At 73.9% G+C, this 13,308-nt stretch carries 10 protein-coding genes; 8 read left to right on the forward strand and 2 right to left on the reverse strand.

The window, feature by feature from the left end:
* Positions 1-106: 106 nt before the first annotated feature.
* The 3 genes from L3K22_RS07300 to L3K22_RS07310 are packed head-to-tail and all read left to right on the forward strand — an operon-like array spanning position 107 to position 3,572.
* On the forward strand, positions 107-1,375 hold the full coding sequence (locus L3K22_RS07300) for a pyridoxal-phosphate-dependent aminotransferase family protein (RefSeq protein WP_263310786.1): 1,269 nt from the start codon (positions 107-109) through the stop codon (positions 1,373-1,375).
* Positions 1,372-2,673 carry an allantoate amidohydrolase gene (locus L3K22_RS07305; RefSeq protein WP_263310787.1) on the forward strand — a complete coding sequence of 434 codons (1,302 nt, stop codon included), beginning with the start codon at positions 1,372-1,374 and terminating at the stop codon, positions 2,671-2,673. The genes L3K22_RS07300 and L3K22_RS07305 overlap by 4 nt, the downstream gene beginning before the upstream one ends.
* Positions 2,670-3,572, forward strand: coding sequence for a MurR/RpiR family transcriptional regulator (locus tag L3K22_RS07310; RefSeq protein ID WP_263310788.1), 903 nt, complete (start codon positions 2,670-2,672; stop codon positions 3,570-3,572). The genes L3K22_RS07305 and L3K22_RS07310 overlap by 4 nt, the downstream gene beginning before the upstream one ends.
* A 130-nt stretch (positions 3,573-3,702) precedes the next feature.
* Here the strand turns inward: L3K22_RS07310 and L3K22_RS07315 are convergent, their stop codons facing one another.
* Positions 3,703-4,797: an ABC transporter substrate-binding protein gene (locus L3K22_RS07315; RefSeq protein WP_263310789.1), complete on the reverse strand. Its 1,095-nt coding sequence runs from the start codon at positions 4,795-4,797 to the stop codon at positions 3,703-3,705.
* Positions 4,798-5,064: 267 nt separating this feature from the next.
* Here L3K22_RS07315 and uraH point away from each other — a divergent pair, with 267 nt between their 5' ends.
* Genes uraH through L3K22_RS07340 form a run of 5 tightly spaced genes read left to right on the forward strand, consistent with a single transcriptional unit; the run spans position 5,065 to position 12,160 of the window.
* Positions 5,065-5,385, forward strand: a complete 321-nt coding sequence (gene uraH, locus L3K22_RS07320; RefSeq protein ID WP_263310849.1) for a hydroxyisourate hydrolase — start codon at positions 5,065-5,067, stop codon at positions 5,383-5,385.
* 1 nt (position 5,386) lies between these two features.
* Complete coding sequence (gene pucL / locus L3K22_RS07325; protein ID WP_263310790.1) at positions 5,387-6,406, forward strand: factor-independent urate hydroxylase; 1,020 nt, start codon at positions 5,387-5,389, stop codon at positions 6,404-6,406.
* Between the two features lie 11 nt (positions 6,407-6,417).
* Positions 6,418-7,845 carry an allantoinase AllB gene (gene allB / locus L3K22_RS07330; protein ID WP_263310791.1) on the forward strand — a complete coding sequence of 476 codons (1,428 nt, stop codon included), beginning with the start codon at positions 6,418-6,420 and terminating at the stop codon, positions 7,843-7,845.
* On the forward strand, positions 7,842-9,110 hold the full coding sequence (locus L3K22_RS07335; protein ID WP_263310792.1) for an XdhC family protein: 1,269 nt from the start codon (positions 7,842-7,844) through the stop codon (positions 9,108-9,110). Before allB ends, L3K22_RS07335 begins: the two co-directional genes overlap by 4 nt.
* Positions 9,107-12,160 (forward strand): molybdopterin-dependent oxidoreductase, encoded by a 3,054-nt coding sequence (locus tag L3K22_RS07340; RefSeq protein WP_263310793.1) that lies wholly within the window; start codon positions 9,107-9,109, stop codon positions 12,158-12,160. Before L3K22_RS07335 ends, L3K22_RS07340 begins: the two co-directional genes overlap by 4 nt.
* An 82-nt stretch (positions 12,161-12,242) precedes the next feature.
* On the opposite strand, the gene L3K22_RS07345 is transcribed toward L3K22_RS07340, so the two are convergent.
* Positions 12,243-12,899 (reverse strand): nucleoside deaminase, encoded by a 657-nt coding sequence (locus L3K22_RS07345; RefSeq protein ID WP_263310794.1) that lies wholly within the window; start codon positions 12,897-12,899, stop codon positions 12,243-12,245.
* Between the last annotated feature and the right edge of the window lie 409 nt (positions 12,900-13,308).

The raw sequence follows: 13,308 nt of genomic DNA on the forward strand, positions 1-13,308 counted from the left end.
TCGATCCGCGACGGAAACACCCCTGAAACGTCTGTTGCATTCACTGGGACCAGAACCTCTGAATGTCCCAGCACTGCTTGCACGTCCCCAGAACGGAAACTCCTTGATGCGCACCTCGCAGATCGCCCCGCCGCCGCGGCTGCTGATGGGCCCCGGCCCCATCAGCGCCGACCCCCGCGTGCTGCGGGCCATGTCCGCCTCGCTGCTGGGCCAGTTCGACCCCGCGATGACGGCGCTGATGACCGAGACCCAGGGCCTCTTCCGCGAGGTGTTCCGCACCGGCAACGAGGCGACGCTCCTGATCGACGGCACCTCCCGCGCCGGCATCGAGGCCGTGCTCGTCTCCCTCCTCGAACCCGGCGACAAGGTGCTCGTCCCGATCTTCGGCCGCTTCGGCCACCTCCTGGTCGAGATCGCCGAGCGCTGCGGCGCCGAGGTCCACACGCTCGAGACCGAATGGGGGCAGGTCTTCCCCGCCTCCGCCATCGAGGACGCGGTCCGGACGGTCCGCCCGAAGCTCCTCGCCGTCGTCCAGGGCGACACCTCCACCACCATGAACCAGCCCCTCGAGGAGCTCGGAGAGATCGCCGCCAGGCACGGCGCGCTGCTGTTCACCGATGCGACCGCCTCCCTCGGCGGCAATGACCTGCAGGTCGACGAGTGGGGGATCGACGCCGCGACCGCGGGCCTGCAGAAGTGCCTCGCCGGCCCCTCCGGCAGCTCACCGCTGACCCTCTCCGGTCGCGCGGTCGAGGTGATCGGGGCGCGACGCCACGTCGAGGCCGGGATCGCCGACGGCACCGCCGGGCGCGGCACCCGCATCCGCTCGAACTACTTCGACCTCGCGATGATCCTGGACTACTGGGGCGAGCAGCGCCTGAACCACCACACCGAGGCGACGAGCATGCTCTACGCCGCCCGCGAGTGCGCGAGCCTGCTGGTCGAGGAGGGGATGGATGCCGTCGTCGCCCGCCACCGCCTCCACGGCGCCGCCATGGCCGCCGGCATCGAGGGCCTGGGACTCACCCTCTTCGGCGACCAGGCCCACCGCATGCACAACGTCCTCGCCGTCGAGATCCCGGACGGCATCGACGGCGACGCCGCACGCGCCGCGATGCTGGACGACTACGGCATCGAGATCGGCACCAGCTTCGGGCCCCTGCACGGGAAGGTCTGGCGGATCGGGACCATGGGCTACAACGCCCGCCGCGACGCCGTGCTCCTCACCCTCGCGGCGCTGGAGCAGGTGCTCCGCGCCGGCGGGGCGGACGTCGTCGCCGGTGGCGGCGTCGGCGCGGCCCGCGAGCACTACGAGGGCGCGAGGGAGGGTGCGGCCGACGGGGCTGCCGCGGCCGTCGCGGGGGCCGCGCGATGACCGCCGACGCCGCCACCCCTGCGAGCCCCACCACCCCCGCGCTCTCCGCTGCGACCCTCGAGGCGGCCGCGCGCATCATGGCCGACTGCGACCGGCTCGCCGCGATCTCCGCCCTCGAGGACGGCATCGAGCGCACCTACCTCACCCCCGAGCACGCGGCCCACAACCAGGTCGCCGCCGAGCTCATGACCGCCGCCGGGATGCGCACCTGGCAGGACGCCGCCGGGAACCAGCGCGGACGCCTCGAGGGCTCCCGCCCGGGCCTGCCCGCCCTGGTCCTCGCCTCCCACCTCGACACCGTCCCCGACGCCGGCCGCTACGACGGGATCCTCGGGGTGCTCCTCGCCATCGAGACCGTCGCGAGGCTGAAGGACCGCGCGAGCGAGCTTCCCGTCGCCCTCGAGGTCGTCGCCTTCGCCGACGAGGAGGGCACCCGCTTCGGCGCGACCCTGCTGGGCAGCCGCGCGCTCGCCGGCACCTGGGAGCAGGACTGGTTCGCCCTCGAGGACAAGGACGGGATCACCATGGCCGAGGCGTTCACCCGCTTCGGCCTCGACCCCGCCCGCATCGCCGACGCGGCCCTCGGCCCCGACGAGGTCGCCGGCTACCTCGAGGTCCACATCGAACAGGGCCCCTACCTCGAGGCCGCGGACCGGCCCCTGGGCGTCGTCACCTCGATCGCCGGTGCCCGACGCTTCACCCTCACCGTTCTCGGCGAGGCCCGCCACGCCGGCGGCACCCCCTACGACCGCCGACGCGACGCCCTCATCGGGGCGAGCCGCGCCGTCCTCGACATCGAGCAGATCGCCCGCGAGCGCGGCGCGATCGCCACCGTCGGCCGGGTGCAGGCCTACCCGGGCGGCGTGAACGTGGTACCGGGATGCGTGGAGATGTCCTTGGACCTGCGCGCCGAGACCGACGAGCTGCGCGACGCGGTGCTCGAGGAGACCCTCGGGACGATCCGCGGCTTCTGCACCGAGCGCGGCCTCACCCTCGAGGTCGAGCAGATCCACGAGGCCTCCGCCGTGCGCTGCGCACCGCACCTCATGGACGCCGTCCGCACCGGGATCCGCTCGGTCGGCGATGGTGCCGGCGGCGATGATGCGCCGCTCGAGCTGTTCTCCCGCGCCGGACACGACGCGATGGCCATGGCGGCCCTCACCGACATCGGCATGCTCTTCGTCCGCTGCGCCGACGGGATCAGCCACCACCCCGACGAAGCCGTGACCACCGAGGACGTCGCCGCAGCGCTCGACGCCTTCGAGGCCGCGACCCTCGCCGCCGCGGGGATCCGATGAACGCCGCGATCCGCGTGCTCCCGTCGGCCGGCCTGCGCGAGATGCCGCGCCGCGAGGTGCGCATCGACGCCCGCATCGACGCGAAGTATGCCGAGCTCACCCCGCAGGAGCGCCGGATCTGCGACTTCCTGCTCGAGCACCTCGGCGACCTCGCCGTGTTCAGCGCCGCGGACATCTCCCGCGAGACCGGGGTGTCCAAGGCGACCGTCAGCCGCCTGTTCCGCAAGCTCGACTTCGCCGACTTCCGCGAGGTCAAGGAGCACACCCGCGCCATGCGCCGCGCCGGGACACCGCTCGCGGCACCGACCCGCACCGGCGTGCCGGGCCTCAGGCCGAGCCTCGAGGCGCACGTCCGCGCCGAGCGGGAGAACCACGACCGGCTGCTCACCGTCCTCTCCGGCGGGGCGCTCGAGGAGGCGACCGCCCTGCTCACCGGCGCCCGTCGGATCCTCGTGGTGGGTCTGCGCAACAGCTACCCCGTCGCCCTGCACCTGCACCAGCAGCTCATCCAGGCCCGCGACGAGGTGCGCCTCGCCCCTCAGCCCGGCCAGGCGGTGGGGGAGGAGCTCGCCGGGCTCACCGACGAGGACGCGGTGGTGCTGATCGGCTTCCGCCGTCGGCCGAGGACCTTCCCCGCCCTCGCCGACGCGATCGCGCAATCGCCCGCGCGCTGCCTGCTGGTCGGGGACGGCACCGCCCGCCCCTACGCCGCCGCGGCCGACCGCTGGCTCGAGTGCCCCATCGACTCCGACGGCGCCTTCGACAGCTACTCCACCGCCATGGCGCTGGTGTCCCTGCTCGCCAACGGCGTGCTGAACCGGCGCGGCGCCGACGGGGTGCGCCGCATCAGCCGGATCACCGCCGCCTACGACCTCCTCGGCGAGCTCGAGGACAGCTGAGCCCAGCGCTCACCGCACAGCGCCTCACCGCACAGAGCGCAGCGCGCACAGCACAGCACACTCAGCACATCGACCCCGCACAGCAGAAGGGGCGAGCCCGCAGGCTCGCCCCTTCCTCGGTTCCCCCGGGTCAGATCAGGTCAGGGTTCTCCGCGTAGACCTCCTCGAGCAGGCTGGTGTCGAAGTAGTCCTCCACGGCGAGGTCGTAGCCGGCCGCGACCAGCGCATCCACGTTCTGCTGCATGAGCTCGTCGGACATGGTCAGCAGACCGTCCGCGTCGGTCTCGTCGGTGCTGACCAGCGCCACCTGCTCCTCGGCCTGGCGGGTCTCCTTCTCCATGTCCAGGCCCAGGTCCTGGCCGTAGTCCTCGACCGCGAGGCGCGCGCCCTCCTCGGGCTCGGCGATCGCGTCCTTCCAGCCGCGGATGAGCGCCACCAGCGCCGCCTTCAGCAGGTCGCGCTGGGTCTCGATGGACTCCTGGGTGACCACGATGCTCTCGGCCATGAACGGCAGGCCGTTGTCCGCCAGCGGCAGGTTCACCACGTCCTCGCCGGCGAGCTCCAGGGTCAGCGCCTCGTTGGTGAGGTAGCCGAAGAACCCGTCGACCTCGCCGTTCAGGAGCGGCTGCGGATCGTACTGCACCGGCACCTTCTGCAGCTCGGTCGCGTCGATGCCGTTGGCGGAGAGGAACCCGTCGAACAGGGTCTCGTTCACGCCGGTCTGCACGCCGATCCTCTTGCCGACGAGGTCCGCCGGGGTGGCGATCGGGGCGGCGTCGCCGAGGGAGATGATCGTGAAGGGGTTCTTCTGGTAGGTGGTGCCGATGATCTTCAGCGGCGCCTCCTCGTCCTGGATCAGCGGCGCCACGCCGAGCGGCGAGGTGGTGCCCATGATCGCCGAGCCCGAGAGGACCATCGTCTCGCTCGAGGTGCCGGACGGGCCGCCGGCGATGAGGTTCACCTCGGAGAACCCGGCCTCCTCGAAGTAGCCGCGGTCGATGGCCATGTACTCGCCGGCGAACTCCGCGTTCTTGATCCACGAGAGGTTGATGTCGAGCGTGCCGTAGTCGGCCGCGGCCTCCCCGCCGTCGGAGGAGCCGCCGGAGGCGGACTCGGCATCGGCCCCGCCGCAGGCGGCCAGCGACAGGGCGCCGAGCGCGGCGAGGGACGTGCCGATCACGACGCGTCGGGTCGGGGCGGAGGCAGAGGTGCGAGGGGTCTTCATGGCGTTCGCCTTCTTCTCAAGGGGTGCAGCGCCTCGGGGCAGTGGCGGCGAGTCCGACGCTAGGGATCGTGTGTTTCAGCGGGCGCCTGGGCCTGTTTCACGGCGGTTACATCTGCAGAGCAGACCCGCGAAACACATGTTTTACACGGGAGAAACGGTCCGGCCGCACCCGATTCCTAGCGTGGAGGAACCAGGGCGGGACCCGGCCGCGCAGCCTGTCGCAGGCGGCGCGGGGGGCCCGCCGACCGCCGGAGGAAGGACGCCGTCATCAGCCACGTCACCACCCACGTGCTCGACACCGGCACCGGCCGGCCCGCCGTCGGCGTCGCCGTGACTCTCCTGGATGCAGGCGGCTCCGAGGTCGCGACCGGGGTCACCGACGCCGACGGGCGCGTGCGCGACCTCGGCCCGATCGCGCTCGTGCCGGGCGCCTACCGCCTCCGCTTCGCGACCGGCGCCTACTACGCCGAACGCCGCCAGGTCACGTTCTTCCCCGAGGTCGAGGTGGCCTTCTCCCTCGACGAGGGCCACGCCCATGTGCCGCTCCTGCTGAGCCCCTTCGCCCACTCCACCTACCGAGGCAGCTGACATGCTCGAGACCACCACCCCGCAGACCCCCGCCGGTCAGACCCCCGCCGGTCAGACCCCCGCCCCGTCGGCCGCCCCCGCGGGCTCCGCGCCCGCCGGCTCCGCCCCCACCGCCGTGCTGGGCCGGAACCAGTACGGCAAGGCCGAGGTGCGGCTCGTCCACGTGGACCGCTCCACCCCGCGCCATGCGCTGACGGACCTGAACGTCACCTCGATGCTGCGCGGCGACTTCGAGGACTGCTACCGCACCGGCGACAACGCGCGCGTCATCGCCACCGACACGCAGAAGAACACCGTCTACGCCTTCGCGAAGCAGTACGGCGTCGCCGGTCCCGAGCGGTTCCTGCTGCGCCTGGCCGAGCACTTCATGGCCGAGGGGACGTGGCTGACCGGCGGGCGCTGGGAGGCCGAGCAGTTCGGCTGGGCGCGCATCATCGCCGCAGGTGAGGGGCACGACCACTCCTTCGTGCGCACCGGCCCCGAGGTCCGCACCGCCGCCGTCACCGTCCAGGACGGCGCCACCCACGTGATCGGCGGGATCAAGGACCTCGTGGTCCTGAAGTCGACCGGCAGCGAGTTCCACGGCTTCCCGCGGGACCGGTACACGACCCTGCCCGAGACCACCGACCGCATCCTCGCCACCGAGGTCACCGCCCGCTGGCGCTTCCGTGAGCCCATCACGGCCGACGGGACCTCCGGCGTCGACCCGGACGAGACCTTCGCGGCGGTGCGCGCGGTGCTGCTGGAGACCTTCGCGACCACGCACTCCCTGTCCCTGCAGCAGACCCTCTTCGCGATCGGCGAGGCCGTGCTCGCCGCCCGTCCGGAGCTGGCCGAGATCCGCATGGTCATGCCCAACAAGCACCACTACCTCGTGGACCTCAGCCCCTTCGAGCTCGGCAACGACAACGAGGTGTTCCTCGCCGGGGACCGCCCCTACGGCCTCATGCAGGCCGCGGTCACCCGCCCCGGCGAGCCCGACCAGCCGGCCGCCTGGGAGTGGCTCGGCGGATTCTGCTGAGGCCCCGGACCATGCCAGGACCAGGGACGACGGCCGCGACGAAAGCCGGGACGAGCTCCGGCGAGCTGCACACCGTCCGCGCCCACGAGATGCTGCTCGGGGACCGGCTCGTCGCGGCCGAGCTCGACATCGAGGACGGCCGGATCACCGCGATCCGCCCGCTCCCGGACGAGGCACCGCGCCTGCCCGGCACCCTCGTCGTCCCCGACGGTCTGCAGGTGCTGCCCGGGAACGTGGACACCCACGTGCACATCAACGAGCCCGGCCGCACCGAATGGGAGGGTTTCGCGACCGCCACCCGGGCCGCCGCGCTCGGCGGGGTCACGACCCTCGTGGACATGCCGCTGAACTCCATCCCGCCCACGATCGACGTGGCGTCCTTGCGCGTGAAGCAGTCCGCCGCCCGTGACGCGCTCGCGGTGGACCTCGGGTTCTGGGGCGGGATCGTCCCCGGCAACACCGCCCAGCTGCGCCCGCTGTGGGAGGCGGGCGTGATGGGCTTCAAGTGCTTCCTGCTGCCGTCGGGGGTGGACGAGTTCCCGCCGGTCGACGCCGCCCAGCTGCGCGCGGCGATGCATGAGGTCGCCACCTTCGACGGGCTCGTGATCGTCCACGCCGAGGACGCCTCCACCATCGACGCCGCCCCGGCGGTGCCGTCCGCGACGTACACCGACTTCGTCGCCTCCCGGCCCGAGTCCGCCGAGGTCACCGCGATCGCGGGGCTCATCGAGGCGGTGCGCGAGACCGGGGCCCGCACCCACCTGCTCCACCTCTCCAGCGCCCGCGCCCTGGACCTCATCCAGCAGGCCAAGGCGGAGGGTCTGCCGCTCACGGTCGAGACCTGCCCGCACTACCTGTGCTTCGCCGCGGAGGCCGTGCCGGATGCGTCGCCGGAGTACAAGTGCTGCCCGCCGATCCGCGACGCCGGCAACCGCGACGCCCTCTGGCAGGGCCTCGAGGCCGGGCTCATCGACATGATCGTCACCGACCACTCGCCGTCCTCCCCGGCGGAGAAGCACCGCGGCGCCCCCGACCTCCAGCAGGCCTGGGGCGGGATCTCCGGACTCCAGGCCGGATTCACCGCCATCGCCGCCGAGGCCCGCACCCGCGGCATCGACATCGCCCAGGTGAGCGGCTGGATGGCGCGGGCGACCGCCGACCTCGTGGGCCTCGCCCACAAGGGCCGCCTCGAGGTGGGCGCCGACGCGGACCTGATCCTCTACGACCCGGCCCGCCCCCAGACCCTGCGCGCGGACCGCTTCGCCCACCGTCACCCGCTCTCCGCCTACGACGGCCTCGCGCTCCAGGGCGCGGTGGTCGATGCAGTGCTGCGAGGGCAGATCCTCGCGGCCGGCGAGGACGCGTCCCCGCGCGGCCGGTTCCTCAGGGGGCCCGGGGCGACGGCGCCCGGCGCGGAGCAGGCGGGAGCGGGCGCATGAGCGACACCCTCGCCGCGCCGCTCCCGGGTGGCCTCGCCGCGGCCTGCACCCGCTGGCTCGAGGCCGGCAAGCCCCTCGCGCTCGCCACCATCGTCGCGACCGAGGGCTCCGCGCCCCGGCCGCTCGGCACCACGATGGTGATCGGGGAGGGCGGGCTGGTGCGCGGCTCCCTCTCCGGCGGCTGCGTCGAGTCGGACCTCATCGAGCAGGGCCTCGAGGTGCTCGCCACCGGCGTGCCCGAGCGCCGCACCTACGGCTACACCGACGCCGCCGCCTGGGAGGTGGGGCTCATGTGCGGCGGCGGCATCGACGTGCTCGTCCAGCCCCTCGCCGCCCCGCACCCCGCCGCGGGACTCGACGCGCTGCTCGACGGTGCACCGGGAGCCCTGCTGTGGAGCCTCGACGAGCCGAGCCGCCGCCTCGCCCTGCCCGTCCCGCTCGCCGACGAGGCGGGGGAGTGGGAGGGCCCGCTCGCGGCGCTGCTCGGCGGGGCCGACGGGCCCGGCGCGACCGACGAGGGCGACGCGACCGGCGGGCCCGGCGCGACCGGCGGGCCCGTGCACTCCGTCGACCCCGCGCTCGTGCGCCGCCTCGCCGCACAGCTCGCCGCCCGCACCTCCGCCGGCGAGACCGGCATCATCGCCCTGCCCTTCGACTGCGGTCTGCCCGCCGAGGGCATCCCGGGCCTGCCCGCCCCCGATGCCCCCGAGCTGTTCCTCCTCGTGCGGCGTCCCGCCCCGCGCCTGATCGTCAACGGCACCACCGACCTCGCCGCGGCGCTGCTCGCCCAGGGCCGCACCCTCGGCTACGACACCACGGTCGTGGACCCGCGCAGCACCTTCCTCACCAGCGAGCGGTTCCCCGCCGCGGACCGGATCGTCGTCGCCCGCCCCGACCGCTACCTCCGCGAGGAGGACGAGGCCGGGCGGCTCGACCACCGCACCGTCATCGCGTGCCTGGGGCATGATCCGAAGATCGACGACCCCCTGGTCGAGACCGCGCTCTCCCTCCCGGTCGCCTACGTCGGCGCGATGGGCTCTCGACGCACCCACCACGAGCGGATCCGCCGCCTCCTCGAACGGGGCGTCACCACCACCCAGCTCCAGGCCCTGCACTCGCCGATCGGCCTGGACCTCGGCGGCTCCACCCCCGCCGAGTTCGCGCTCTCCGTCATGGCGGAGGTCGTCGCCGAGCGCACCGGCCGCGCCGCCGCGAGACCGCTGCGCACCACCACCGGTCCCCTGCACGGAAGCATCCCCGCATGACCACCACCCCGCAGACCTCCCGCCCCGCACCCCCGGCCGGAGCCCCCGTGATCGTCGACGGCACCCCCGCCGCGACCCCGCCCCGCCCCGGCCAGTGCCTGCGCACCTACCTGCGCGACCTCGGCCGGCTCGGCGTGAAGAAGGGCTGCGACGGAGGCGACTGCGGCGCCTGCACCGTGCACCTGGACGGCAAGCTCGTGCACAGCTGCGTCGTCCCCGCCGTGCGCGCCGCCGGCTCCGCCGTCACCACCATCAACGGCCTCGCCGCGACCGCCCCCGCACCCACCGAGATCCCGGCAGGTGGCGCAGCCCCGTCGGCCGCCGCAGCCCCGTCGGCCGGCGCAGCCCCGTCGGCCGACGCGATCCCGCCCGCCCCGGCGGGCCCTGCCACCCCGCCCGAGCACCCCGTCCAGTGCGCGTTCCGCACGGCGCAGGGCTTCCAGTGCGGGTTCTGCACCCCCGGCATGATCATGACCGCCGCGGCGCTGACCGACGGGGACCGCGCCGACCTGCCCCGCTCCCTGAAGGGCAACCTGTGCCGCTGCACCGGCTACTCCGCGATCGAGGACGCGATCGGCGGACACGTCCACGTCGAGGACGGTGCCGCCGCCGGCCGCAGCCTGGGCGCCCCGGCCGCGCGCCGCGTCGTCACCGGCACCGAGCCGTACACGCTCGACGTGGACCCGGCGACCCTGCCGGGGCTGCTGCACCTGAAGATCCTCCGCTCCCCGCACGCCCACGCGCGGATCCGCAGCATCGACACCGCCGCGGCGCTCGCGATCCCCGGCGTGCACACCGTCCTCACCCACGAGGACGCCCCGGCCACCCTGTTCTCCACCGGCCAGCACGAGCACCTCGCCGACGACCCGCTGGACACCCGCGTCCTGGACGACACGGTCCGCTTCGTCGGCCAGCGCGTCGCCGCCGTCCTCGCCGACACCGTCGCCGCCGCCGAGGCCGGGGTGCGCGCCCTGCAGGTCGACTACGAGGCGCTCGAAGCGGTCACCGACCCGGCCCTCGCCCGCTTCGGCCCGGCCCTGCACGGCGAGAAGACCGGCGCCTCCGGCATCGCGGATCCTGCGACGAACCTTGTCACCGCCCTGCACACCCGCGTCGGCGATCTCGACGACGGGCTCGCCCGCGCCGCCGTGGTCGTAGAGCGCGAGTTCGAGACCCAGCGCGTCCAGCACGTCAGCCTCGAGCCCCACGCCGCCATCGCGACCCTCGACGAGGACGGGACGCTCGTGGTCCGCTCGAGCACCCAGGTGCCCTATCTGGCAAAGCGCACCCTGGTGCGCCTGTTCGACCTGGACGAGGAGAAGGTGCGGGTGATCGCGCCGCGCGTCGGCGGCGGCTTCGGCGGGAAGCAGGAGGTGTTCACCGAGGACCTCGTGGCGCTCGCGACCCTGCGCACCGGGCGGCCCGTGCAGCTCGAGCACACCCGCACCGAGCAGTTCACCTCCACCTCCGTGCGCCACCCCATGCGGTTGAAGGTCCGCGCCGGCGCCGGCACCGATGGCCGACTCACCGCCCTGCACCTCACCCTGCTGTCCAACACCGGCGCCTACGGCAACCACGGCCCCGGCACCATGTTCCACGGCACCGGCGAATGCCTCGCCGTCTACAACAGCCCGGTCAAAGCTGTGGACGCCGAGGTGGTGTACACCAACACCGTCCCCTCCGGCGCGTTCCGCGGCTACGGCCTCAGCCAGACCGTCTTCGCCGTCGAGTCCACGATGGACGACCTCGCCCGCGAGCTCGGCATGGACCCCTTCGCCTTCCGCCGCCTGAACGTGATCCGCGAGGGCGACCCCATGATCTCCACCTCGCCCACCCCCACGGCCGACGTCGAGTACGGCTCCTACGGGCTGGACCAGTGCCTTGACCTGGTCGAGGAGGCGCTCGCCGCGTCTGGTGAGGGGCTGGGGGAGTCGGCCGACGGGTCTCCTGGCGGGGCCGGCCGGGCGGCCGACGAGGCTGCCGGCGCGGGCGCGCCGGGGCCCGACTGGGCCGTCGGCACCGGGATGGCGCTGTCGATGCTGGACACCGTCCCGCCGCGCGGCCACTTCTCCCACAGCCGCCTGGCGCTCCGCCCCGACGGCACGATCGAGGTGCGCGTGGGCACGGCCGAGTTCGGCAACGGCACCACCACCGTCCACGTCCAGCTCGCCGCCGCCGCGCTCGGCTGCGCCCCCGACCGGCTCACGATCCTGCAGTCGGACACGTCGCTGATCGGTCACGACACCGGGGCGTACGGCTCCGCGGGCACCGTCGTCGCCGGCAAGGCGACGCTCCACGCGGCGCAGAGGCTGTTCGGGCTGCTCGCCCAGCGGGCGTCGGCGCTCGCCGGGGTGGCGACGGCCGACGAGAGCGCTGCCGCCGGTGGCCTCGCGCCTGCCGGTGAGCACGCTCCCGGCGGTGGCCGCGAATTCGGCGGCGACCGCGCAGGCGACTGGGCGGGTGAGGCCGCGGGCCTCCGCCACAGCCCGACCGACACCCTCGTCACCTGGGAGGACCTCGCCGCGAGCAGCACCGAGGACTCGCCTCTCGAGGCCGAGGCGCACTGGGACGGCTCGCCCCGCTCCGTCGCCTTCAACGTCCACGGGGTGCGGGTCGCGGTGCACCGCCGCACCGGCGAGCTGCGGATCCTGCAGAGCGTGCAGGCGGCCGATGCAGGCTTCGTCGTGAACCCCCTGCAGTGCCGCGGCCAGGTGCAGGGCGGGGCCGCGCAGGCCCTCGGCGCGGCGCTGCACGAGGAGGTGATCGTGGACGACGCCGGGAAGGTCACCACCGACATCCTGCGCCAGTACCACGTGCCCACCTACGCGGACGTGCCCCGCACCGAGGTGCTCTTCGCGACCACCAGCGACCGCCTCGGCCCGCTCGGCGCGAAGTCCATGAGCGAGAGCCCCTACACCCCGGTCGCCCCCGCCCTCACCAACGCGGTGCGCGACGCGGTGGGCGTGCGGATGACCTCGCTGCCCATGAGCCGCGACCGGCTCTACCTCGCGATGAAGGCCGCGGGCGTCGTCCCCGGCCGCGTCGCCTGAGCGAGCCCGGACCGGCCGACGGGCCGACGCGCACGGCCTCGTCGGCCGGCCCGTCGGCCCGTCGTGGACCTGGCTCGAGCGGTCAGCTCGCGTGCACTCCGGTGCCGCGGGCGTTGTAGAGGGTCGCGCCGCCGCCGGCGACGAGGTCGCGGTAGTCGGCGAGGACCTGGACCGCCTCCTCGCGCAGCACCCCGGTCTCCACCTCGATGCCGCGCTCGGCGAAGCGGCCGATCCAGTCCTCGGGCATGGGGCCCTCGTCGAAGCCGGTCAGCTCCTCCACCTCGGGCCCGTCCACGGCGATGACCAGACGCTTCACCCCGGACCACATGGTCGCGCCGTAGCACATGACGCACGGGCGGGCGTTGACCCACAGCTCCAGCGGCGCCGCCCCCGCTGCGCCCAGATCCCAGGTCCCGCGCCGCGCCTGGGCGAGGGACAGGGTGGTGACCTCGGCGTGCATGGAGGAGAGGCCCGATGCCAGCACCCGGTTCACGCCGGCGGTGACGATCTCGCCGCTGGCGGGGTCGCGCACGAGCGCGGCGAAGGGCCCGCCGCCGCCCTCGCGCATGTTGCGGTCCGCGAGCCTGTTCAGCAGCCGCATCAGCACCGTGCACGCCTCCTGCCCGTCCCCGACCGGGCCGTGCCCGAGCGCGGCGACCTCCTCGTCCACCCACACCGGCATCGACGCACCGAAGGAGGTGACAGGAGAGATGGTGTCGGAACGGTGCTGCGGGGCCATGGGTGCCTCCCGGCGGAGCGCGGGCCGTTGCGATGACGGCCCGGTGAGTGGGTGCGTGGGGTGGCGGGAGTGACGGGAACCGATCCGTCCCTCCGACCGCGGCCAGGCTAGGCGCGGGATGTGTCGACGGTGTTTCGGTGAAGCACGCGCTCGTGGCGAGTTCCGCCCAGGTCGATCCCGAGTCACTCCCGCGACGTCAATCCCGCGACCGCGCCGAGACCCGTCCGAGACCTGGCGAGACCTGCCCGGGCCCCGTGTTACGCCCCCGAAACAGGAGCGCACCCCTCACGAAACAGCCGTTCCATAGCGTGGCCGCCATCGGATGACCTGTTGCGGAGCACCTGCTCCGCAGGAGTTCCTGCGCAGCCCGGTCCCGGCCCCCGTCGGCCGCCCCGGACCCCACGCGCCG

Source organism: Brachybacterium atlanticum, assembly GCF_025669985.1.
GTDB lineage: Bacteria > Actinomycetota > Actinomycetes > Actinomycetales > Dermabacteraceae > Brachybacterium > Brachybacterium conglomeratum.